At 66.6% G+C, this 22,761-nt stretch carries 22 protein-coding genes; 16 read left to right on the top strand and 6 right to left on the bottom strand.

From position 1 onward, the window contains the following. Nucleotides 1-47 precede the first annotated feature (47 nt). From CKO23_RS02040 to CKO23_RS02020, 5 genes are all read right to left on the bottom strand, one after another. Complete coding sequence (locus tag CKO23_RS02040; protein ID WP_200328078.1) at nt 48-3,797, bottom strand: EAL domain-containing protein; 3,750 nt, start codon at nt 3,795-3,797, stop codon at nt 48-50. Between the two features lie 336 nt (nt 3,798-4,133). Beyond that, nucleotides 4,134-5,021 (bottom strand): GGDEF domain-containing protein, encoded by an 888-nt coding sequence (locus tag CKO23_RS02035; protein ID WP_200328077.1) that lies wholly within the window; start codon nt 5,019-5,021, stop codon nt 4,134-4,136. Then, complete coding sequence (locus CKO23_RS02030; RefSeq protein ID WP_200328076.1) at nt 5,018-5,554, bottom strand: V4R domain-containing protein; 537 nt, start codon at nt 5,552-5,554, stop codon at nt 5,018-5,020. Before CKO23_RS02030 ends, CKO23_RS02035 begins: the two co-directional genes overlap by 4 nt. Before the next feature lie 313 nt (nt 5,555-5,867). Continuing rightward, entirely contained in the window at nt 5,868-7,208 is a 1,341-nt protein-coding gene (locus CKO23_RS02025) for an MFS transporter (protein WP_200328075.1), read from the bottom strand. A 208-nt stretch (nt 7,209-7,416) separates the two neighbouring features. Further along, nucleotides 7,417-7,965, bottom strand: coding sequence for a hypothetical protein (locus CKO23_RS02020; RefSeq protein ID WP_200328074.1), 549 nt, complete (start codon nt 7,963-7,965; stop codon nt 7,417-7,419). A 659-nt stretch (nt 7,966-8,624) separates the two neighbouring features. On the opposite strand from CKO23_RS02020, the gene CKO23_RS02015 reads away from it, so the two are divergent. The 7 genes from CKO23_RS02015 to hybE all read left to right on the top strand — a co-directional run bounded on the left by CKO23_RS02015 (nt 8,625) and on the right by hybE (nt 14,751). Next, complete coding sequence (locus tag CKO23_RS02015; protein ID WP_200328073.1) at nt 8,625-9,722, top strand: hydrogenase small subunit; 1,098 nt, start codon at nt 8,625-8,627, stop codon at nt 9,720-9,722. After that, on the top strand, nt 9,719-11,509 hold the full coding sequence (locus CKO23_RS02010) for a nickel-dependent hydrogenase large subunit (RefSeq protein ID WP_200328072.1): 1,791 nt from the start codon (nt 9,719-9,721) through the stop codon (nt 11,507-11,509). Before CKO23_RS02015 ends, CKO23_RS02010 begins: the two co-directional genes overlap by 4 nt. A 151-nt stretch (nt 11,510-11,660) precedes the next feature. After that, nucleotides 11,661-12,353: a Ni/Fe-hydrogenase, b-type cytochrome subunit gene (gene cybH, locus CKO23_RS02005; RefSeq protein WP_200328071.1), complete on the top strand. Its 693-nt coding sequence runs from the start codon at nt 11,661-11,663 to the stop codon at nt 12,351-12,353. Beyond that, on the top strand, nt 12,350-12,985 hold the full coding sequence (locus tag CKO23_RS02000) for a HyaD/HybD family hydrogenase maturation endopeptidase (RefSeq protein WP_346014545.1): 636 nt from the start codon (nt 12,350-12,352) through the stop codon (nt 12,983-12,985). Before cybH ends, CKO23_RS02000 begins: the two co-directional genes overlap by 4 nt. Next, nucleotides 12,985-13,278 (top strand): HypC/HybG/HupF family hydrogenase formation chaperone, encoded by a 294-nt coding sequence (locus CKO23_RS01995; RefSeq protein ID WP_200328070.1) that lies wholly within the window; start codon nt 12,985-12,987, stop codon nt 13,276-13,278. Before CKO23_RS02000 ends, CKO23_RS01995 begins: the two co-directional genes overlap by 1 nt. 96 nt (nt 13,279-13,374) lie before the next feature. Next, entirely contained in the window at nt 13,375-14,232 is an 858-nt protein-coding gene (locus CKO23_RS01990; RefSeq protein WP_200328069.1) for a hydrogenase expression/formation protein, read from the top strand. Between the two features lie 18 nt (nt 14,233-14,250). Next, a complete protein-coding gene (gene hybE, locus CKO23_RS01985) occupies nt 14,251-14,751 on the top strand; it encodes a [NiFe]-hydrogenase assembly chaperone HybE (protein WP_200328068.1) in 501 nt (166 codons plus the stop codon). A gap of 78 nt (nt 14,752-14,829) precedes the next feature. On the opposite strand, the gene CKO23_RS01980 is transcribed toward hybE, so the two are convergent. Then, a complete protein-coding gene (locus CKO23_RS01980; RefSeq protein WP_200328067.1) occupies nt 14,830-15,513 on the bottom strand; it encodes a hypothetical protein in 684 nt (227 codons plus the stop codon). 462 nt (nt 15,514-15,975) lie between these two features. On the opposite strand from CKO23_RS01980, the gene CKO23_RS01975 reads away from it, so the two are divergent. The 9 genes from CKO23_RS01975 to CKO23_RS01935 all read left to right on the top strand — a co-directional run bounded on the left by CKO23_RS01975 (nt 15,976) and on the right by CKO23_RS01935 (nt 22,711). After that, nucleotides 15,976-16,704 (top strand): metal ABC transporter ATP-binding protein, encoded by a 729-nt coding sequence (locus CKO23_RS01975; RefSeq protein WP_200328066.1) that lies wholly within the window; start codon nt 15,976-15,978, stop codon nt 16,702-16,704. Between the two features lie 111 nt (nt 16,705-16,815). Then, nucleotides 16,816-17,664, top strand: a complete 849-nt coding sequence (locus CKO23_RS01970; RefSeq protein ID WP_200328065.1) for a metal ABC transporter permease — start codon at nt 16,816-16,818, stop codon at nt 17,662-17,664. Nucleotides 17,665-17,681: 17 nt separating this feature from the next. Further along, complete coding sequence (locus CKO23_RS01965) at nt 17,682-18,134, top strand: Fur family transcriptional regulator (RefSeq protein ID WP_200328064.1); 453 nt, start codon at nt 17,682-17,684, stop codon at nt 18,132-18,134. 45 nt (nt 18,135-18,179) lie between these two features. Next, nucleotides 18,180-18,731, top strand: a complete 552-nt coding sequence (locus CKO23_RS01960) for a ZrgA family zinc uptake protein (RefSeq protein ID WP_200328063.1) — start codon at nt 18,180-18,182, stop codon at nt 18,729-18,731. Between the two features lie 75 nt (nt 18,732-18,806). Beyond that, a complete protein-coding gene (locus tag CKO23_RS01955) occupies nt 18,807-19,382 on the top strand; it encodes a DUF3299 domain-containing protein (protein WP_200328062.1) in 576 nt (191 codons plus the stop codon). A 50-nt stretch (nt 19,383-19,432) separates the two neighbouring features. After that, nucleotides 19,433-20,557 (top strand): calcium/sodium antiporter, encoded by a 1,125-nt coding sequence (locus CKO23_RS01950; RefSeq protein ID WP_200328061.1) that lies wholly within the window; start codon nt 19,433-19,435, stop codon nt 20,555-20,557. Nucleotides 20,558-20,760: 203 nt separating this feature from the next. Next, nucleotides 20,761-21,255 (top strand): 6-pyruvoyl trahydropterin synthase family protein, encoded by a 495-nt coding sequence (locus CKO23_RS01945; RefSeq protein ID WP_200328060.1) that lies wholly within the window; start codon nt 20,761-20,763, stop codon nt 21,253-21,255. Further along, complete coding sequence (locus tag CKO23_RS01940) at nt 21,252-21,953, top strand: SDR family NAD(P)-dependent oxidoreductase (RefSeq protein ID WP_200328059.1); 702 nt, start codon at nt 21,252-21,254, stop codon at nt 21,951-21,953. The genes CKO23_RS01945 and CKO23_RS01940 overlap by 4 nt, the downstream gene beginning before the upstream one ends. Next, nucleotides 21,950-22,711 (top strand): SDR family NAD(P)-dependent oxidoreductase, encoded by a 762-nt coding sequence (locus CKO23_RS01935; protein ID WP_200328058.1) that lies wholly within the window; start codon nt 21,950-21,952, stop codon nt 22,709-22,711. Before CKO23_RS01940 ends, CKO23_RS01935 begins: the two co-directional genes overlap by 4 nt. Nucleotides 22,712-22,761 lie beyond the last annotated feature (50 nt).

The raw sequence follows: 22,761 nt of genomic DNA, 5'->3' as shown, positions 1-22,761 counted from the left end.
GGTAGGCGGTGACCCTCCAACGCGCTCAGCGCGGGTCCGACAGGCCCCTAAACTTGCAGCTCCCTCGCCGCGCCTGCGGCCCAGTCGCTGTCATGGCGCCGCATCATGTAGTCTTCGAGCGCTTCGCGGCCCAGGGGGCGGGAGAACAGGTAGCCCTGACCTGTCTGGCAGCCCTCGCGGACGAGGAAGTCGAGCTGCGCCTCTGTCTCGATCCCCTCGGCCAGGACCTCCAGCGAGAGGCTGCGCGCCAGCCCGATCACGGCCTTGGCAATGGCGGCATTGTTCGGGTCGCTCGGCAGGTCGGCGACGAAGGACTGGTCGATCTTGAGCTTGGTGAGCGGCAGCGATCGGAGATAGCCCAGGGACGAGTAGCCGGTGCCGAAGTCGTCCACCGCGATCCGCACGCCCAGGTCGCGCAGGCGAGCGAGCCGCTTCGCGGAGAGTTCGGGCGCCTGCATCATGATGGACTCGGTGATCTCCAGCTCCAGGGATTCGGAATCCAGCTCGCTGTCCTCCAGCGCCAGATGGACCATCTCCACCATGTCCTCCTGGTCGAACTGCTTGACCGAGAGGTTGACGCTCATGAGCGCATCCGGCGCCATGACGCCGACGTCCTGCCAGGCCTTCATCTGACGCGCGGCCTCGCGCAGCACCCACTCGCCGATCCCCAGGATGATCCCCGACTCCTCGGCGAGCGGGATGAAGCGGGCGGGCGAGACCAGCCCCATCTGCGGGTGCTGCCAGCGCACCAGGGCCTCGACCCCGCGGACGGCGCCGCTGGTGAGATCGATCTGCGGCTGATAGTGCAGGATCAGCTCATTGCGGATGACCGCCTGATGCAGGCTGGCCTCCAGCAGGACGCGCTCGAAGGCTTTGGTCGTCAATTCCTGGGCGTAGTACTGATAGCTGTTGCGTCCTTCTTCCTTGGCGCGATGCATGGCGGCATCGGCGTTGCGGACCAACTCGTCGACGTTGACCCCATGCTCCGGGTAGAGGCTCAGGCCGATGCAGGCCCCCAGGAAGATGCTGTGGCCCTGGATCTCGAAGGGCTCGGCGAAGAGATTGAACACCTTGCGGGCAACCATGGCGGCATCGGCGTCGTGCTTGGTCTCCGTGAGGATGACCGCGAACTCGTCGCCGCCCATGCGGGCGACGGTGTCGTCCTCCCGGAACATCGCCTTGAGGCGTTTGGCGACTCCGCGCAGCACGTCGTCCCCATAGGTGTGGTCGAAGCTGTCGTTGATCTGCTTGAAGCGGTCGAGATCGATGATGAGGACGGCCAGCTTGGTCCGGCGCCGATGGGCGCGGCGAATGGCCTGGCTGAGCCGGTCGGCGAAGAGCAGGCGGTTGGGCAGCCCGGTCAGGGAGTCGTGCTGGACGAGGTGGGCATAGTTCAGGTCCTTCTCGCGCAACTCCTCCAGGAGCGCGAGCTGCTCGGTGATGTCGCGCGAGGACTCGATGATGCCGATGACGTCGTTGCGCTCGTCGCGCAGGGGGCTGGCGGCGACCTCGACGGTGCGTGACTCGCCATCGCGGCCAGCGTGGTTGTGGATGACTTTAAAGGGTCGACCCGTGGCGAGGACCTCTTGCAAGGGGCAGGGATGGTCGTCGCCGCCACAGGGCAGCGCGCTGCCGTGCGAGATTTGGTGGCACTTGAGGCAGGTGGTGTCCAGCCCGGCCGCCGCGGCGCTCTGGTTGGCGATCCGGTTCATGCGCAAGACCCTGTAATCGGTGCCGATCACCAGGATGGGGTCCTCGATGCCGTCGATCACGTGCTGCAGGAAGGCGCGCTCGCCCTCAACGGCACGTTTTGCGCGTTTCTGCTCGGTGATGTCCAGAGTCGTGAAGGTCGTCCCCGCGCTCGGATCCTCCTTATCGATGAAGGTTGAACTCAGGAGCACGTCGATCATGGCGCCGTCTTTCCGTCTCAGTTGGGTCTCGATGCTGCCCGTGCCCCTGTTCTCCATCTGGGCGTATTTCTCCCGCCCGACCCGCTCGAACTCCGCGTCGCTTGCGTAGACGATGCGGGAGTTCTGGTCCAGGAGTTCCTTGCGCTCGAAGCCAAGCATGGTGCAGAAGGTCTCGTTGACCTCTTTGATGACGCGGCCCCGCAACAGGCCGATCCCGATGGGGGCTGCGCGGAAGATGGCACTGAGTCGCTGCTCGCGCTGGTGCCGATCGCGCTCGATCCGCTTGCGCTCGGTGATGTCGCGCGCGACGCCGATCCCCATCCAGCGCTCGCCGAGCCGCATTGCGGAGAGGGAGAGTTCGATGGGGAAGAGGCGGCCATCCTTGCGCAGTCCCTGAAGCTCCAACGTCCTGCCGAGCGCGGATCCGGCGCCCGTGTTGGCGAAGTGCCCGAGCCCATGGCCCGCCGCCGGGCGATACGCCTCCGGTGCGATCAGCGCGTGCAGAGGCTGGCCGATGGCCTCCTCGGCGCTGTAGCCGAAGATGCGCTCGGCGGCGGCGTTCCAGGTAGTGATGCGGCCGGACCCGCTGTCGGTGATGATGAAGGCGTCTCGCGTGCTCTCCAGGGCGACACGCAAGCGCTCTTCGCTATCCATGAGGCGCTGCTCGGCGCGCTTGCGCTCGGTGACGTCTTGGAGATAACCCTCCAAGCGGGTCACGCGGCCGTCCAGGTTGCGGATGGGCCTCGCCTTGCAGTGCACCCAGCGCGACTCACCGTTGGGGCGCACGACGCGGTAGTCGATGTCGTGCGCCTCGCCGCGCTCGATGCTGTTCCGCAGCGAATCCAGGGCGGCCTGCCTGTCCCGCGGATGGAGCACGCGCTCCAGGGTCGCTGGACCAGCCGGCGTGCCCGGGTCGAGGTCCAGGATACGGTACACCTCCTCGGACCATTCCCCGCTCAGGCTCTGGGCGTCCAGTGTCCAGAAGCCCAGATGCGCGCTGGCCTGCACGTCACGCAGCCGCTGGTCGCGCAGGGCGATACTGTCGGCCATCCGGTTGAAGGAGACCGCAAGATCCGTCAGCTCGTCCCGACCCTGGATCGGCAGACGCATGCTGTAGTCCCCACGCGCCAGCGCGGCGGTTCCCTTCTGGATGCGTCGGACCTTGCTGACGACGACATGCTGGAGCAGTCCGCCGCCGACGACGAAGAGGCTGATGAAGACCAGGAGATGGTCGCGCAGACTCGTCAGGAAATAGGCGCTGGCACGCGCCTCGAGTGCGTCCATGGGGAGCTTGATGCTCGTGATGCCGCGGATGGAGCCTTCGACATAGCCGGATGCGGGCGCGAGCTGCGAGCGAATCGCCTCTGGCACGTCCTTGGGGTCGCCATGGCAGGTCAGGCAGTAGGACTCGGTCCAGATGGGTTGGCTGTAGTAGTAGAAGCGTTGGCCGCTCGGGTCCGTGAAGGGCGTCAGCAGCTCGTCGGCATCCGGGTGCGCCGCGAAGTAGTCGATGGCCTGGGTCTCCACGGCATTCGGCCGGTTGTCGCGATTGGGGCTCTCGCGACTGGCGATCTTGATCTGCAACCTGCCCGGATCCTGCTCCCGCATCGATTCCGTGATGCGCGCCATGGCGTGGATGGGAAGCAGGTCGATGGTCTGCGCGTTGACCGCGAGGTCGTTGTCCAGTAACAGCTGGCCATAGACGCTGCGCGTGGCTGCCAGCACGGCACCTAGGGTCCTTGCCTCGATGAGGGCGGACTCGAGGATCTCCTCGCGGGCGGATCTGTAGTGATCCACCTGCACGGCGATGAAGCCGATCAGCACGGCGACACCGGCGCTGAGCCAGATCTTCAGTTGCAGACGGGATATGCCGACAGGACTGCGCATTTCAGCCAGGCGTCGTGCGTGCCGGAGATCCCTCTCTGTCTGAGGCGTCCGTTGCCGCTGGGCCCTTGGGCGGGTTGGAGGAGGAGGGGGTGTCGATCAAGGTGCGTCTGCCTGGGGCTGGCCTCGCACTAAAGTAGTAATTTTTGGGCGGGAGATCCAGCTTCATTTGTTGCCGCAGTCAGGGTGCTCCCCGTGGAGCGGCGAGGCGCCGCGCAGGATATCCCGCTGGCGTCCATCACGGCGCAGCCATCGGGTCGCGAAGCCCAGCAGGCCGGTCGCGCTCGCCGGGCTTGGGCTCGCAGGCGGCACATGGCCGCTGTCGGACCATGGTCTGCGCTAGCGACGCGCGTCGATTCCACCCAGACCCTTGCGACGGGCCTTGTCCTCGTACATGGCCTGATCGGCTTGGCGCAGAGCCTGCTGCAATGCACTCGACGCGAAGGCGGTCCCGGCGCCAAGCGAGACCGCGATCGTGAAGACGGTATCCTTGCGGTTCACCTTGGCCTCGTTGAGGCGGATGCGCGCGATGATCTCAGCGGCCGCGACTTGGTCTGCCTCGGGCAGGATGATGGCGAACTCGTCGCCGCCGAGGCGGGCCAGAACGCCCTCGGAACCCAGGCCGGATTGGATCACCTGCGCCGCCTTCTGGATCAAGAGGTCGCCGACATGATGGCCCAGCTCGTCGTTGATCCGCTTCAGTCCGTCGAGGTCGGCGATGATCAAGCTGACCGGGTAGGCGCTCCCCGTGCTCAGACGCTCCAGCTCGGCCTCGAAGAAGGCGCGGTTGTGCAGCCCGGTCAGGACGTCGTGCTCGCTGAGGTAGCGGATCTTCTCCTCGGCGACGCGCTTCTCCCGAAGCGCCTGGATCATCTGATTGAAGGCGTCCGAGAAGGCGCCCAGAAAGTCGACGTGCTGGCCGAGATCGCCCAGTGCGACCTGCTGGGTTTGCCAGGTCAGATGCAGCAGACTGGATTGCAGCTGCTTGAGCGGATCCAGGAGGTGGGCGCCTGGCGGTGGCTCGTGCGCGAGGTCGCCGTTGGCGAGCGCGATGGACAGGCGGCGCAGGGCCGTCAGGGTCTCCAGCAGCGCGTCGAAGTGTTCGGCGAAGTGCTGCAGCTCCCCCGTGAGCCCCTCGGGTCGCAACGGGCCGGCGCCGCGAGCCCCAAGCAACTGCTCGATCCGGGCGGTCGCGGCCGCCAGGTAGCGGCGGTCGCTGTCGTTCATGCGGCGGCGGTGTCCGGCTTGATGTCGAAGCGGCAGGTGCGATCTCCCGTCGCCCAGCAATCGATCTCCTTCACCGCGAAGGACTTGCCTGTATAGGCATGCAGGATCCCGGCGAGGAAGCCTTCGTCGTATTCGCAGATGGTGGCCCCGGAGACCGGCAGCCCGGAGCAGTCCAGATCCTCCGAGACGGTGATCATGAAACTGAGGTCGTCCAGGTTTGCCTGCTCGATCCGCATCACGCCGATGCCGAGCTCCTTGAGCTTGGCCTGCAGCTCGGCCAGGAAGGCACTGAAGGGCTGGGTGACGTCCAGGGTGTTGATGCAGAGTTCGCGCCCGGCGATCCAGCCGGATTCCCGGAGGATCTCGCTCGCCGCGGACTCGCCGTAGCGTTGGGCCAGGACCTCGCGCATGGTGTATTGCGCCAAGCGGTAGACGGCCACTGGAAGCGCCTGGCCGAGATTCGGGCGACCAAGCTCGATGTCGCCGAGATCGTTCCACTGGAACTGATAGGCTGTGCCGAAAGCAGGGATCATGATGGGCCTCGCTGTCATCACCATGGTGGTGTGGTGGTGATCGCCGTGCCTGTGCGCGCTGCCATCGGTCGAGCGTGGCGCCTTCCTTCCCTTGCGCTGGCGACCGGCGATGTGCTCCCTCGTTCTGGGAAGTCTATCCTTCTGATCGATTCACGCGCGCATCATCGCACCTCGGGCGCGCCTGGGGCTTGATGTGGGTCACAGTCAGGAGGTGAGGCGCGGCGGGCATGTGCCGCGTTCCGGGCGGATGGGGGGCGGCTCGGACTGAGTCGGAGAGCCGGTTGGCCTGCCGCCATCCTTGCCCCTTGAGCCTTCACCAGGCCCTCAGCCCCGCGTCATGCTCGGCAGCGATGGTGCGCCCGCGGGTCTCGTCGACGGCACGCGCGACCAGGAAGGCGGCGACGAAGAGCAGGATGCAGAAGAGCACGGCCTTATGGAGCCCGAACTGCGCCTGCAGCAGGCCGATCGCGACCAGGCCGAAGACCCCGGCGAGCTTCATCGACAGGCCCCAGAAGCCGAACATCTCCGCCGCGCGCGAGAGCGGCGAGAAGAGTCCGACCAGGGTGCGCGTGGTCGATTGGCAGGCGCCCAGGCTCATGCCGGCGACACAGCCCACGGCGAGGAAGATGTACTGCGCCTGCCAGTCCAGTCCGAGCGCCGAGTGCGCCAGCTGCGCGATGGCCGGCGTCAGATAGATGAGCAGGATGGCGAGGATCCAGAGCGCCAGGGTCAGCAGATAGGTGCGCAGCGCGCCGATCCGGTCCTGGACGTAGCCGAAGCCGAAGGCGCCGGCCGCGGCGGTGATCTGGACCAGGACGAACATCAGGGTGCGCACCGAGGCGTCCCAGTGAATGACTTGCGCCCCATAGATAAAGGCGTAGGCGATGATGATGCTGATGCCGCTCATGGAGAAGAAGACGGCGACCAGGAGCACGGCCAGATCCCGATGCTGCTTGAGGTGTCCGAGCGTCTGTCGCACGCGCTGGATGCCGAGCCGGGCGTAGCCGACCCCAGGCGGGAGTGCCTGCGCAAGCCCAGGCTCGCGCACCCAGATGAAGGTCGGGATGGCCGCGACCAGGAAGAAGAGGGCCGTCCAGGGTCCAGTCCAGCGGATGCGCTCGAAGTTCTCGGCGCTCACCTCCCCCAACAAGAGCACGACGAAGAGCGTCGCGCCCAAGCCGCCGACGTAGCCCAGCGCCCAGCCGAAGCCCGAGATCTTGCCCAGGTCGGCCGGCGGGCCGAGGCTCGGCAGGAAGCTGGCGATGAAGGATTCGCCGATCGAGAAGGCGAAATTGGACAGGATGATCAGCGCCACGCCAAGCCAGGCGTAGCCGGGCGCGACCCAGTAGAGCGCGGCTGTCGTGACCACCGTCAGCAGATAACTGGCGAAGAGGAAGCGCTTCTTGGTGGCGGTGTAGTCGATCACGGCCCCGACCACCGGCGAGCAGATCACCACCAGGAGGTAGCTGGCCGCGAGCGCCAGGCTCCACAGCAGGTTGCCCAATCGGTAGTCCGGCGCATCGCCCACGATGACGCGCGTGAAGAGGTCGCCGAAGACGACCGTGATGATGAGTGTGGTGTAGGCCGAGTTCGCGAAGTCGAACATCGCCCAACTCAGGATCTCTCGCCTCGGGGCGCGTGTGCGTGTCGTCATGGCGTGCGCTCTCCGGGTGCGCCTGCAGCGATCGAAGCAGACCTTATCGAATGGCGAGATCCTTACGGACGTGCTCGAAACGCCGCTCAGTCCGACCTGGGCTCGCTCCTACGAGGAGTCTTTCACACTCTGTGACTGCGATTCCGCCAGGATCGGCGGGATGCTTCGGGATTATCGGAAGGATGACAGCCGACGGATCTTGGGATACTCACCCGGAAACATCCTCTCCGCCCAGCGGCGGAACCTTCTGCTCGCCAGCGCCCCGCCGCGGCGATTCGATGCGGAGCAGGGTTCGCCCGTCCGCGGCGGAGAGCCACTGGGTGTCGCCGATGGCTTGCAGCATGCGATTGTAGCGTTCCTCGGCGTCTCGCAGGGCCGCTTCGATCCGTTTGCGGTTGTCGATCTCGCGTTGGAGCGCATCGTTGATCGCCTCGGCGCGCGCGTGCGCCGCGATGGCGCTCTCAAGAAGATCCCGCGCCTTGCTGCGCGCCTGCTCCAGGGACTGACCAATGGCATCGATCTCTTGAATCTCGGCGCGCGGCACCCCGCGGTCGACGCGCTGATGCAGGTCCGTAACCGCGGCCTCGGTGTCTCGGCGTGGCGCATGGGCGCGCTGATCAAGGTTCACCGGCAGGGTCGCGTCAGCGCCCCCGGAGGTGAATGCCAGCGCCCGGTGCGCCTCCCTCAACTGCTGGCGCAGGCGCTGGCATTCGGCGCATAGAACCGCGAGCGAGTCGGCGTCTCGGCCATTCATCATGGGGTTCTCCCGGCCGTCAATTCTCCAGGCTGCCTGGAGACTCACTGATCGGCACATCGGACTCAGGTCATTGCCGGTAAGCGCCAGACCCCACCACGTCTCAGGCCTGGTGACTTGCGGAAGACACCTAGAGCAACGACGCCCAGCTCGACACGTTCGCGCGACTCAGCGTCTCCGCGAATGCGTCGTCCGGCAACGACGGCGATACCCGCGCTGTTTTCCGCCCTCGGGTCACTGCCGGATCGAGAGGAAAGGACAGGCGATCGAGGCTGGGTTGTATCGGCGGGGACTCGCGGAAGCGGCCTTGATGCAGAGTCGCTCGCCTGTCAGAACCTAGGCGATCAATGGAGTCACAGCTATCCGTGCGACTACCTATTCCTTGCGCGGAGTGGGAGATACCGCGCGAGCCAGGCCTGGTCAGGGCCGGCCTCGCCTGGACTGCAAGCACTCTTTGCGGATGCGGTTTCGTTTTGGAAGGAAGCTTTACGCTTGTGACCGATGCGACCTTGGGCGGCATGCTTCAACTCAATGATTGCAGTGGCTATTTTAGTTTGGCCTGCTCTTTGCCTTCCCTTCTAAAGCGCTTCGATCGCGACCCGCGTGGCGGTCGGTCAGTCCGCTGGGTCCACCGGTTATTGGCTCCACAATTGGGATGCACCATGGCAATGACAGAGACCTTCTACGAGGTGATGCGCCGACAGGGGATCACCCGTCGCAGCTTCCTGAAATTCTGCAGCTTGACGGCCACGGCCCTGGGGCTGGAGCCGGCCTTCGCGGGCAAGATCGCCGAGGCGATGGAGACCAAACCGCGCACGCCCGTGCTCTGGCTCCACGGGCTGGAATGCACCTGCTGCTCCGAGTCCTTCATCCGCTCCGCGCATCCGCTGGCTTCGGACGTGGTGCTCTCGATGATCTCGCTGGATTACGACGATGTCATCATGGCCTCCGCCGGGCATCAGGCGGAGGCGATCCTCACCGAGATCCGCGAGAAGTACAAAGGCAACTACATCCTGGCGGTCGAGGGCAACCCGCCGCTCAACCAGGACGGCATGAGCTGCATCATCGGCGGCCGGCCCTTCGTCGAGCAGCTCAAAGAGGTCGCGGCGGACTGCAAGGCCGTCATCTCCTGGGGCTCCTGCGCCTCCTGGGGCTGCGTGCAGGCCGCGCACCCGAATCCGACGCAAGCCGTGCCGGTGCATGAGGTCATCACGGATAAGCCCATCATCAAGGTGCCGGGCTGTCCGCCGATCGCCGAGGTCATGACCGGCGTCATCACCTACATGCTGACCTTCGACCGCATCCCCGAGCTGGACCGCCAGGGCCGCCCGAAGATGTTCTACGGCCAGCGCATCCACGACAAATGTTATCGCCGCCCGCACTTCGACGCCGGCCAGTTCGTCGAGGACTGGGACGACGAGGGCGCGCGCAAGGGCTACTGCCTCTACAAGATGGGCTGCAAGGGTCCGACCACCTACAACGCCTGCTCGACCGTGCGCTGGAACAATGGCGTCTCCTTCCCGATCCAGTCCGGTCATGGCTGCATCGGCTGCTCCGAGGACGGCTTCTGGGACAAGGGCAGCTTCTACGATCACGTCACCAACACCCACGTCTTCGGGATCGAGGCCAACGCGGACAAGGTGGGCATCGCCGCCGCCGGTACCGTTGGCGCGGCCGTGACGGCGCACGCGGCGGTGAGCGCCATTCAACGGATCAAGCAACGCGCGGGCGAGCATCACGAGGAGAATGACAAGACATGAGCGTCCAGACACCCAACGGCTTCGAGCTCGACACCTCGGGCCAGCGCATTGTGGTCGACCCCGTGACCCGCATCGAGGGGCACATGCGTTGCGAGGTCAACCTCGACGAGAACAATGTGATTCGCAATGCCGTCTCCACCGGCACCATGTGGCGCGGCCTGGAGGTCATCCTGCGCGGGCGCGATCCGCGCGACGCCTGGGCCTTCACGGAGAGGATCTGCGGCGTCTGCACCGGCACGCACGCACTGACGTCGGTGCGCGCGGTGGAAGACGCGCTCGGCATCCAGATCCCGGAGAACGCCAACTCCATCCGCAACATCATGCAGCTGACGCTCCAGGCGCATGACCACCTAGTGCACTTCTATCACCTGCACGCGCTCGACTGGGTGGATGTGGTCTCCGCGCTCAAGGCCGACCCCAAGGCGACCTCAGAGCTGGCGCAGTCGATCTCCGACTGGCCGCTGTCCTCGCCCGGCTACTTCCGGGACGTGCAGAATCGGATCAAGCGGTTCGTGGAGTCCGGTCAGCTCGGCCCCTTCATGAATGGCTACTGGGGCAATCCGGCCTACAAGCTGCCGCCGGAGGCCAACCTCATGGCGGTGACCCATTACCTGGAGGCGCTCGATTTCCAGAAGGAGATCGTCAAGATCCACACCATCTACGGCGGCAAGAACCCGCACCCCAACTGGCTGGTCGGCGGTGTACCCTGCGCCATCAACGTCCATGAGACGGGTGCGGTCGGCGCGGTCAACATGGAGCGCCTCAATCTGGTGTCGTCCATCATCGACCGGACCATCGAGTTTATCGACAAGGTCTACATCCCGGACCTGATGGCCATCGCCTCCTTCTATAAAGACTGGACCTACGGCGGCGGTTTGAGCAGTCAGTCGGTCATGTCCTACGGCGACATCCCCGACCGTGCGAACGACAGCTCGGCGGCGAACCAGATGCTCCCGCGCGGCGCCATCATCAACGGCAATCTCGCCGAGGTGCACGACGTCGACCTGCGCGACCCGGAACAGATCCAGGAGTTCGTCGCCCACTCCTGGTTCACCTACGCCGACGAGTCCAAGGGACTGCATCCCTGGGACGGCGTGACCGAGCCCAACTTCGTCCTCGGTCCCAACACCAAGGGGACCCGGACGCGCATCGAGGCGATCGACGAGGGCGCCAAATACAGCTGGATCAAGGCCCCGCGCTGGCGCGGTCACGCCATGGAGGTCGGTCCCCTGGCGCGTTGGGTCATCGGCTACGCCCAGGGCAACCCTGAGTTCAAGGAGCCGGTCGAGAAGGTGCTGACCGATCTGCAGCTGCCGGTCTCGGCGCTCTTCTCGACCCTGGGACGCACCGCCGCGCGCGGTCTGGAAGGCTCCTGGGCGGCGCACAAGATGCGCTACTTCCAGGACAAGCTGATGGCCAACATCAAGGCCGGCGACAGCAATACCGCCAATATTGAGAAATGGGATCCCAAGACCTGGCCCAAGGAGGCCAAGGGTGTCGGCACCACGGAGGCGCCGCGCGGCGCGCTGGGTCACTGGATCGTGATCAAGGCGGGCAAGATCGACAACTACCAGGCCGTCGTTCCAACCACCTGGAACGGCTCGCCGCGCGATCCGGCCGGCAACATCGGTGCCTTCGAGGCCGCGCTCTTGAACACGCCCGTGGCCAAGGCCGATGAGCCGCTGGAGATCCTGCGCACCCTGCACAGCTTCGACCCCTGCCTCGCCTGCTCGACCCATGTCATGAGCCCGGATGGGGAGGAGATGGCGCGGGTGAAGGTGCGGTAGGAAGTTGTCAGGTGGCAGTTGTCAGTGATCAGTGTGGGAGCGCCGCCCCGGCGCGATTGGCGCCAGCGCTGGAGGCCGGCGCCGTCGCGGCGGGGCGCCGCTCCCACGAGCGGCTGGCGCCCTTTGATTTCTCAACTCGGAGGCTGAATTCATGCTAACCGGCGTCCCGACGGTCAAACAGACCGCCGTCTATGTCTACCAGACCCCGGTGCGCATCTGGCACTGGGTCAACGCGCTCTCGATCACCATCCTGGCCATTACCGGGTACCTGATCGCCAATCCCTTGCCGACCCTCCCCGGCGAGGCCAGCGATCATTACCTGATGGGCAACATGCGCTTCTTCCACTTCGCCGCGGCCTACGTCTTCATCGTCGGCTTCATCTTTCGCATCTACTGGGCGATCGTCGGCAACTCCTATTCCCACCAGCTCTTCACCCTGCCCTTCTGGCGCCGGAGCTTCTGGAGCGAACTGGTGCATGAGTTGCGCTGGTACGCCTTCCTCGAGAAGGAGCCGCGCAAGTACGTCGGCCACAATCCGCTCGCGCACCTGTTCATGGTCGTCATCATCACGGTTGGCGGCCTGGTCATGATCGTGACCGGGCTGGCGCTCTATTCGGAGCAGACCGGGCTTGGCAGCTGGCAGGATGAGCTCTTCGGCTGGGTCATCCCCTTCGTCGGTCAGAGCCAGGACGTGCGCATGTGGCACCACTGGGGGATGTGGGTCATCGTGGTTTTCGTCATGCTGCACGTCTACACGGCCATCCGTGAGGACATCATGTCCCGCCAGAGCCTGATCAGCACCATGATCAGCGGCTGGCGCATGTTCAAGGACGACCGGCCGTGAAGTCAGACACGCCCAACATCCTGATCCTGGGTATCGGCAACGTCCTCTGGGCGGACGAGGGCTTTGGCGTGCGGGTGATCGAGGAGATCGCCGCCCGCTATCACTTTGGCCCTAACGTTCGGCTGCTGGACGGCGGCACCCAGGGCATCTACCTGGTCGACCACATCCGCTGGGCGGACGTCCTGGTGGTCTTCGACGCCGTCGACTACGGGCTGCCGGCGGGCGCCCTGAAACTGGTCGAGGGTGACGAGGTGCCCAAGTTCATGGGGGCCAAGAAGATGAGTCTGCACCAGACGGGCTTTCAGGAGGTCTTGGCCATGGCCGATCTCTTGGGCGACTACCCGGAATCTCTCCTGCTGGTCGGCGTCCAGCCGGTTGAGCTGGAGGACTTCGGCGGCAGTCTGCGACCTGCGGTCAAGACGCAGATCGAGCCCGCGATCCGGGCGGCGCGGGGCTTTCTCGACCGCTTCGGTGTTCAGTGGCTCCCGGTCAGGGATGATGTCGAGCGACGGGTGCGGGATGTGCCGCACCCCTCCTTGAGCATGGCTGTCTACGAGTCTGGCCGGCCCTCCACGGAGGCCGCCTGCCGCATCGGCGATGCGCGCGTGCTCGCGGCGCGGGGGCGGGGCTGATGTGCATCGGCGTGCCCATGCAGGTCATCGAGTCCGGCCCCGTCTGGGCCTGGTGCGACGACGGCGGCGAGCGCCAGCGCGTCGACATCCAGCTGGTCGGCGAGCAGCCGCCCGGCGCCTGGGTCCTGGTCTTCCTGGGCGCGGCGCGGGAGACCATGGGCGAGGGGCACGCCCTGCGCGTGCGCGATGCCCTGGCCGCCATGCAGGCCGCGATGGCGGGCGAGTCCTTCGATCACCTGTTCGCCGACCTGGACCGCGAACCCCAGCTCCCGGAGCATTTGCGCGGCCGCTGAGCCCCGTGGGAGCGGCGCCTCGCCGCGACCGGACGCCGGTCGCGCCGGACGGCGCTCCCACCCCGCCTTCGCAACACAACCAGTCAGGAGATGCCGATGCAACCCTTCGCACCGACCGGATCCCTCTTGGGCCCAGGCTCGCAGCCGCTCGATGAGGACGGCACCGAGCTGACCTATCTCTCCATGCCCCAGGGCATGCGCGCCTACAATCCGCCCCGGCTGCCGGAGCCCGAGGCGGCGGGCGCTTACCCCGAGGGCATCCGTCTGCTCGAACGGCTGTTGGTCCAGCTGCGCAGTTTCCGGGTGCTGGAGCCCTCTCGGGTTCTGGATATCCTCACCCTGCCCGAGCAGGACCGCGCCCTGGTGACCCAGGCCCTGGGCGAGGGCGAGGTCAGCATCCGCCTGACGACCGACGCCACCTTGCGCGCCCAGGAGACGCGTCTTGCGGGGGTCTGGCGGATCCAAGAGTCCGACGCCTCGGGGCGCGCCCTGCGCGACGAGCTCGAGGTCGCCGAGATCCCGAGTCGCGTGCGCGACGTCGCCTTCAAGGGGGCGGCCACCGCGGCCATTGGCGAGAGGGAGCTGGCCGAGGGGGTCCTGACGGGCCGCTCCATCCTCACCGAGCTGAACGAGCACGCGGCCGCCTGGCGCTTCGGCGACCTGCCGCATGTGGTGAATCTGACGCTGCTGCCGCATACGCCCGAGGATCTGGAGTACCTCACCGCCAAGCTCGGGCTGGGGCCGCTGACCATCCTCTCGCGCGGCTACGGCAACTGCCGCATCTCGGCCACCGGCCTGCGCCACTGCTGGTGGGTGCAGCACTTCAACTCTGACGACAGGCTCATCCTCAACAGCATCGAGGTGGTGGACGTACCCTCGGCGGCGCTGGCCGCGCAGGAGGACATCGACGACAGTGCCGAGCGTCTCGCCGAGATCCTTGAGGCGGTGCGTTGAGTCGGGCAGGGTTCTCCCGTGACGGGGCCTGACCTGGACGCCGAGGACACGGCGCAACGCCTGGCCGCGGCCTTTCAACGGGTCCATGTCGAGCGGATGAGCGGGCTGCCGATCCTCAATCCGAGCCTTGCGGTTCAGGTCGTGGGCGGCACCATCCTCGGCGGGGACTGGCTCGGCGTGCTCGTCACACCCTGGTGCATGAACCTGGTGCTGGTGCCGGGGGCCGCGTCCGCGAACCGTCCAGGTCCGGTCGGCATCAAGCAGATGGTCGCGCTACCGGCGGGCGGGGTGGAGATGATCGGCTCGGAGGAGTCGGGAATCGGCCCCTTCTCGGCCTGCTCGCTCTATTCGCCCATGGGGGATTTCGCGGACCAGGCGGCGGCCGTGGCGACCGCTCGGGCGATCCTGGAGGCGCTGCTCCTGCCCGAGCAGGCATCGCCCAAGCCGGCGGTTGTCGCGCGCCCCGTGGCGGGCGTCAGCCGTCGCGATCTGCTCCGAGGTGTCTTTCGGCGCGGTTGACCGCGGCGTCTTCGAATGCTGAAGCTGCATGCCGGGATGCCTGTGCTCGCGAGCACAGGCGCGCAGGCGCGCCCCCTCTCAGACTAATGGCCCCACGGCGGTCCCGATGAGCAACACCGCCGAGGCGGCGAGCGTGATCAGGATGTTGTCGTCGATGGGACCGAATTCATAGCGCTCCACGACGGTGGCCACCACCGCCGAGATCAGCCCCCACACCGGAATCGCCGGCTGCGCCAGGCCGCCGATGATCCAGCCCATGGGTGCGCACAGCAGCAGCATGAAGACGTTGCCGATGGGGCTCTTGGAGCGCTTGCGGATGAGCGCGTTGCGCGCGATGCCGGTGACGCCGTCGCCGAAGGCCATGTAGAGGGAGGGCAGGATGGCCAGCCAGGGGTTCTCCAGCAACCACCAGAGCACGGACACGGAGACGCTCCACATGAGCGCGAACTTGACGTCGTTGCGATTGTCGTCGGCCTGGAACCAATAGAAGCGCAGGCCGGTGACGTGGGCGAGATAGGTCAGGGCCGTCAACAGCAGGCCGCAGATCAGCGGAAACCAGGGGTCCGAAAAGACCAGCGGCACCAGGAGGGAACCGACACCGCCGGCCATCATGTGGACGATCTTGCGGTTGTAGTAAACGGCGCGGATGGGCTCCATGCCGCGGTCCACCATGGCCTGATAGGGGATCCGGGTGACGAAAAGGATGCAGAGGACGTAAAGGCTCAGGCCAATGGCCCAGTAGAGCTGTGTGGTGATGGTCATCAGGTCTCGGCTCGCGTGCGCGTCTGTGGACTCGCCGCCATCCTAATCCGGTTTCCGGCCCATTTCCTCATCAACGCCGTGGTGGTGGCTTGGCGGCTCCGCGCGAAAGGGCCGGGGGGCGCGCCGACGCCGCGATACCTTTTGCGCCGGCGGCGATACAGGCTTACGTTATACTGTACCAATCACGCCTGTGCCTTGCTTGAGCGGCGTTTCGGCGGGCGTCCTTGACCGTCGTCCATCGGGCCGAGCGTCTCTGCCGATGTCTCAAGCATTTCGCGTGGGATCATCGAGCCGCGGCCCCGTCGCCTCTCAGTTGTCGCGGCTTCACACCGACAGGATCGACGCGCTTTCATCAGATGGACAGGATCTCCCAACCCGACCAACCCGACCAACCCGACCAATCCGGCTGTCATCCGGCTGTTGATCCCGCGGCCTTGATTGCGCGGCACGGAGGCGGCCGAGATGACTGAGCCCGTCATTCAGGTCACGGATGTCAGCTTTTCCTATGGCAACGCCCTGGTGCTCGAGCATGTGAGCCTCGTGATCGAGCCGGGTGAGTTCGTCGGCCTGGTGGGACCCAATGCGGGCGGCAAGAGCACGCTGCTTAAGCTCGTGCTGGGGTTGCTCGAACCGCAGGTCGGCCAGGTTCGGGTCTTGGGGCGCTTGCCGCGCCAGGTGGCGAGGCGCATTGGCTATGTCCCCCAGTTCCCGAGCTTCCCGCGCGACTTCCCCATCTCCGTCGAGGAGGTCGTCTTGATGGGCCGGCTGGGTCTCGGGCCGCTCTTCGGACGCTATCGCAAGGTCGATCGTCTTGCCGCGGCGCGGACGCTGGCGGAGGTCGAGGCGTCGGACCTGGCCCAGCGGCCGATCGGAACCCTCTCGGGCGGCCAGTTGCAGCGCGTGCTGCTGGCCAGGGCGCTCGTCGGCGAGCCCGAGATCCTCATCCTGGACGAGCCCACGGCCAATGTCGATCAGCGTGCCGAGAGCGACGTCTTCGATCTGCTCGCGGCGCTGAATCGGCGCCTGACCATCCTGCTGGTGTCGCACGACATCGCCTTCATCTCGGCCTATGTCACCCGCGTGGCATGCCTCAATCGCACCCTGGCCTGTCATGGCACCACGGAGATCGACGGTGACACCGTCCAACAGCTGTACGGGGCTCATGTCCGCCAGGTCGCGCATGCGCACTGAGCGACAGGCCGGCAGCGAGCGACAGGCCGGCAGCGAGCGACACCTTGAGATACAGCGACACCTTGAGATACAGCGACACCTTGAGATACAGCGACACTTGGAGGCGGCGCGATGAGCGGATTCTTCACGGCCCTCGGCGAGTACGGGTTTCTCCAGACCGCCCTGCTGGCCGGGCTCCTGGCGAGCATCGGCTGCGGGGTCATCGGCACCTTCGTGGTCGTCAAGCGCATCGCCTTCATGGCCGGCGGCATCGCGCACTCGGTGCTGGGCGGGATGGGGGCAGCGCTCTATTTCGGCATGGATCCCTTCGCCGGCGCACTGCTCGCGGCCATCGTCTCGGCCTTGCTGATCGGCACCGTGAGGCTGGCCTGGAAGACGCAGGAAGACACCCTGATCGGGGCGCTCTGGGCCATCGGCATGGCGGTCGGTGTCCTCTTCATCGCCAAGACCCCCGGTTATTCCTCGGATCTCATGAGTTTCCTGTTCGGCAACATCCTCCTGGTGCCGACCCGGGAGCTCTGGCTCATGGCCGGCCTGGACCTGGTGCTGGTGACCACGGTGTCGCTCTTCTACCGCCAGTTCCTGGCGATCAGCTTCGACGAGGAATGGGCGCGGCTGCGCGGCGTGCCGGTCGCCTTCTTCTATCTGCTGCTGCTCTGCCTGGTCGCGATCACCGTGGTGCTGCTGATCCAGGTGGTGGGCCTGATCCTGGTGATCGCCCTCCTGACGCTGCCGGCGGCCATTGCGGGTCACTATGTCCACTCGCTGAGCGCCATGATGCTGATCGCGACCCTGCTGGGGGCCTGCTTCACGGCCTTCGGCCTGGCCCTGTCGTTCGGCCCCGACCTCCCGGCCGGGCCGACCATGATCCTCCTGGCGGGCGGGGTCTATGTCTGCTCGGCGCTGGTGAGTCAAGTCTTCGCCCGGCGTCGGGCGGCGCGGCAGGCGACGGCCGGCTGAGAAGGCGTGTGGCGGAGATGGATGGCAACCCTCTGGATCTGGTGTTGCGCCGGGCGGATGCCCTGTGCCGCGAGCGTGGCGCGCGGCTGACCCCGCAGCGCCGGCAAGTGCTCAAGATCCTCTGCGCGGCCGGTCGGCCGCTCGGCGCCTACGAGATCCTGGAGGCCATGCGCGAGGGTGCCCGCGCGCTGGCGCCGCCGACGGTCTATCGGGCCTTGGATTTCCTGCTGGCGCAGGGGCTGGTGCACAAGCTCGAGAGCCTGCATGCCTTCGTCGGCTGTAACCATCCCGAGCGCCCTCATTGCAGCCAGTTCCTCATCTGCGCGGACTGCGGGCTGGTCACCGAGTTGGAGGACGCGGCCATCGCCCGCAGTCTCAAATCGGCCGCGAAGGAGAGCGGTTTTCGCCCCGAGCGACGGGTGGTCGAATTGATCGGAACCTGCGCCGACTGCGCGCACAAGCGTCACTGAATCAGCGTTCGCGAGCGCCATCGCTCGCGACTTGGGAGCACTCTCATGCGGATCGGACTCGTCGGCGGCGCCCTGGTCGTGGCCGCCTCGCTTTGGAGCCTCGGGCTGGCGGCCGAGGAGGGGCAGCCGGGCGCGGCCCGCAAACAACGGCCACATGTTCATGGTGTCGCGCACCTCAAGCTCGCGATCGATGGCCCCGAGGTGGAGGTGGAACTCTTTGCCCCCGGCGTCACACTGGTCGGCTTCGAGCATGCCCCGCAGACGGATATGGAGTCCGAGACATTGAGGCTGGCCCGCGAGAATCTCAGGGCCGGCGACGGCATGATCCGGTTCAACACCGATGCCGCCTGTCGTCTCGTCAAGGCCAGGGTGGAGACCGACCTGCCCGAGGCGTCCAGCGGTCAGGCCCATGCGGACATCTCCGCCTACTACCGTTTCGACTGTGCGCAACCGCGGGCGCTGGACTCCGCCGCCCTTGGGCTCTTCACGGGTTTTCCCGCGCTGCAACGGGTGCTCGTGCACTATGAGATGGCAGAGGGGCGGGGGGCTGCCGAGCTGACCCGTGGGAATCCGGTCGTCGGTTTCATTCCGTTCTGAGGGTTTTGGGGTGGCGCTATGGGGGGTAGGACTTCAAGGATTTCAGGGACGCCAAAGACATGCGATGAGCTGGGTGTGAGAACCCTGCTTTTTGTCGGGCTGATGCTCGGGCTGGTGCTGGCGGGTGCGGGCTGCGATTCGCGACCAGCGGGCGGCTCCGGCTCGATCGCGGACGGGGATCTCCTGAACTGGGACGCCCTCATGCCTGCCGACTGGCAGCCAGAGGACGCCCTCAAGACGCTGGAGGCCGCCGGGATCGATGAGATGGACGACGAAGACCCGCGTGCCATCGCCCTCATGGAAGCGCTCAAGGCCGAGTGGGCCAAGGCGCCGACCGTCCCCCAGCTCGATGGGCGCCGGCTGCGTCTGTCCGGTTTCGTGATGCCTCTGAGCGCGGGCGGCGAGGCGATGGAGCGCTTTCTGCTGGTCCCCTATCTGGGGGCCTGCGTTCATGTGCCGCCACCGCCAGCGAATCAGACGATTCTGGTCGTGATGCCGGTCGGCGAGCCCTATCGGGGCGGGCCTTACGATACCCTCTGGGTCACTGGTACCATCCGGGTCCAAACCTCCAGGACCGACACGGCCGTTGCGGGTTATCGCCTCGACGCGGAGCGTGTCGACGCCTATAAAGGTGACATCGAGGCCCAGTAGCCGGCGGCATCGCGGCGCGGGGCCGGAGCGAACCAGGAGCTGCCGACGCCATGCCCGACTGGATCCTTTCCCTTGGCCTTCTGCTGATCGGCTTCGCCGGACTCATCGGCGGGGGCGAATTCCTGGTGCGCTCGGCCTCGGGGCTCGCCGCCATCATGCGCATCAGCCCGCTGGTGATCGGCTTGACGGTCGTCGCCTTTGGCACCAGCGCGCCCGAGCTGGCCGTCACCCTGCAGTCTGCCTGGGCCGGTGCCGCTGACCTCGCCCTCGGCAACGTCGTCGGCAGCAACATCGCCAATGTCCTGCTGGTGCTCGGGATTTCGGCGGCCATCGCCCCGCTGGCGGTGCACAGCCGCATCGTGCGTATCGATGCTCCGCTGGTGGTCGGGGCATCCATCGGCCTCTGGCTGATGTCCCTGGACGGGCGCATCGGTCGCCTCGACGGCCTCGTGCTCTTCGCGCTTCTGATCGGCTATCTCGTCTGGTCGGTGCGACAAGGGAAGACGGAGGCCGGGGAGATCCAGCGGGAATTCGCCGCGACCCCGCCGCACGCGGGACAGGCTCGCGCGCCTGATCTCCTCAAGCAGATCGCGCTGCTCTTGACCGGCCTGCTGCTGCTCGCCCTGGGGGCGCGTCTCCTGGTCATGGCGGCGGTGGACATCGCGCGGGTCTTCGGCGTGAGCGAGCTGGTCATCGGCCTGACCGTGGTCGCCGTCGGGACATCCCTGCCCGAGGTCGTGACCTCCGTCATCGCCAGTCGGCGCGGCAAGGGCGATATCGCCGTCGGCAATGTCGTCGGCAGCAATCTCTTCAATATTCTCGCCGTCCTGGGGCTCGCAGCCCTGTTGGCGCCCGGGGGGATCAGCGTGTCCCGCGCCGCGCTGAGCATGGACATGCCGATCATGATCGCCACGGCGGTGGTCTGTCTGCCCGTCTTCTTCACGGGGATGCGGATCGACCGCCTGGAGGGCGCGATCTTTCTCGCCTACTTCCTGGTCTACATCACCTACGTGGTGATGCGTGCCAGCCAGGCCTCTTTCATCGCGCGTTTCGAGGTGGCAATGCTTGCCTTCGTGATCCCGCTGACGCTCATCGCGCTCGCTTTCAGCGTCCAACAGAGCCGAGCGCGACAGCGGGCCGAGCGCGCCCGCCAAGCCGACGCGGGCGATGCCTGATCGTCAGTCCGCGCGCGCCCTCTCGCCCAGCGGTCGGTGTGACCATCTGGTCCTGCCGCAATTCGGGGCCTCCCGGAGTGGCTCGGGGTTTGATCCGCCGCCCCGGCCCACATCTCCTCCCGCATGGCTCGACGAGCCTGCTCGTCCCGAGGAGGTGTACGGACCCTCGCTTCATTGGCAGCGGACATGAACGGAGACCCAGCTTGGCTGACCAGACCCTGACCCGCATCGAGATCAGCAAGGAGTACCTCAACTTCAGCGCCGGTCATTTCACGATCTTTTCGGCGACCGAGCGCGAGAATCTCCACGGCCACAACTTCCAGGTCCGTTGCGGCGTCACCGCGGCGGTCGGCCCCAACGGCATGGCGTTCGACTATGTCGACCTCAAGCGGATCCTGAAGGCGATCTGCGACGCGCTGGACGAGCGGGTTCTGTTGCCCGAGCGCTCGCCCTATCTGCGCCTGGAGCGGCAAGAGGGTCAAGTCACGGCGTTTTTCGCCGACGAGCGCCTCTCCTTCCTGGAGCGCGACGTCCTGCTGCTGCCGATCCGCAACGTCACCATCGAGGAATTGGCCCCGCTGCTGCTGGCGCGCTTGCGCGATCGCCCGGAACTCTCCGCTATGGAGATCCGCGCGATCGAGCTGGGCGTCGCCTCCGGATCCGGGCAATGGGCGTTCGCCCAGTGGGGTGACGCATGAGCCTCTTGATCGTCACGGGCGCGAGCTCCGGCATCGGTCGCGCGATCGCGAACCGCTTCCTGGTCGATGGCTGGCGCGTGTTGAGTATTGCGCGCCGACCCTGCCCGGAGGCTGGCGTCGAGAGCCTGCTCTGCGATCTCGCGCAGCCTGGGGCGGTTGCGGCGCTCGCCCCATCGCTCGCGCCGCGTCTCGCGGAGGCCGGTCGCGTCTGCCTGGTCCACAACGCCTCCGTGATGCGCTCCGACCGCGTCGATGCGCTGGCCACCGAGGCGTTGCGGGAGGTGCTGGAGCTGAACATCCTCTCGGCCAATGCCTTGAACCAGCTGATCATCCCCGCGATGGGGCCGGGCTCGAGCGTCGTCTACATCGGCTCGACCCTGGCCGAGAAGGCGGTGCCCGGCGTCGCCAGCTATGTCATCGCCAAGCACGCCCTGGTCGGCATGATGCGGGCGACCTGCCAGGATCTCGCCGGGCGCGGCATCCATACCTGCATGATCTGCCCCGGCTTCACGGACACCGAGCAGCTGCGCGGGCTGATCGGTGACAACGCGGAAACCCTGGCGGCCATCACGGGGATGAGCGCCTTCGATCGGCTGATCGAGCCCGAGGAGATCGCCGAGACGGTCGCCTTTCTCGCCCATTCCCCGGTGCTCAATGGGGCCGTCATCCACGCCAATCTGGGGCAGCGGGAACGATGACGCGGGGCGATTCAGAGGGCGGGCGTGTCGTCTGCATCAGTGGCGGCACCTCCGGGATCGGCGCCGCCCTGGCCGATGCCTTTCTGGCGTCGGGCGACCGGGTCTATACCTTCAGCCGCGATCCGCGGAAGCTGTCGGCCCGCTGGCCCGATGCCCTTGCGCGGGGTGCGCTGGTACTGCTGGAAGGCGACGTGACGAACGCGGCCTTTCTCGCGCGCCTCGCGGAGCGGCTCGATGCAGACGCCGGCCGAGTCGACATCCTCGTCAACAACGCGGGCGTGATCCTGGGCGCGGGGACAGTGGACGAGAGCCTGGAGCAATGGCGCGCGACGCTCGAGATCAATCTCATCGCCCCCTTCGCCCTGACTCAGGTCTGCGCGGATCTGCTCGAACGCAGTGCCGCACCCGTCGTCATCAACATCTCCTCCGCCTGCGCCCAGCACCCTTTCTCGACCTGCACCTCCACGAGCTACTCCGTGAGCAAGGCCGGACTGGACATGCTGACCCAGCGGCTCGCCCTGGCCCTTGGGCCGCGCGGCATCCGCGTCAACGGCGTTGCGCCCGGCGTCGTCGACTCCGAGATGTGGGGCGATGCGACCGATCTGATGCGGGAGATCGCCGCTCGGCGCCACGTGCTGCGTCAGGAGATCGTCAAGCCGGCGGACGTCGCCGAGGCCGTTCTCTTCCTGGCCTCCGCGCGTGCCCGTCTGATCACCGGCACGACGATCAAGGTCGACGCCGGCTACACCCTCGGCTGACGGACGCGCGGCGATGATCTCATCCCTGCCAACCGTCAACTGCCTGCCAT

Source organism: Thiocystis violacea (genome assembly GCF_016583565.1).
Classification (GTDB): Bacteria; Pseudomonadota; Gammaproteobacteria; order Chromatiales; family Chromatiaceae; genus Thiorhodococcus; species Thiorhodococcus violaceus_A.
This window is presented reverse-complemented; position numbering and strand designations above follow the sequence as displayed.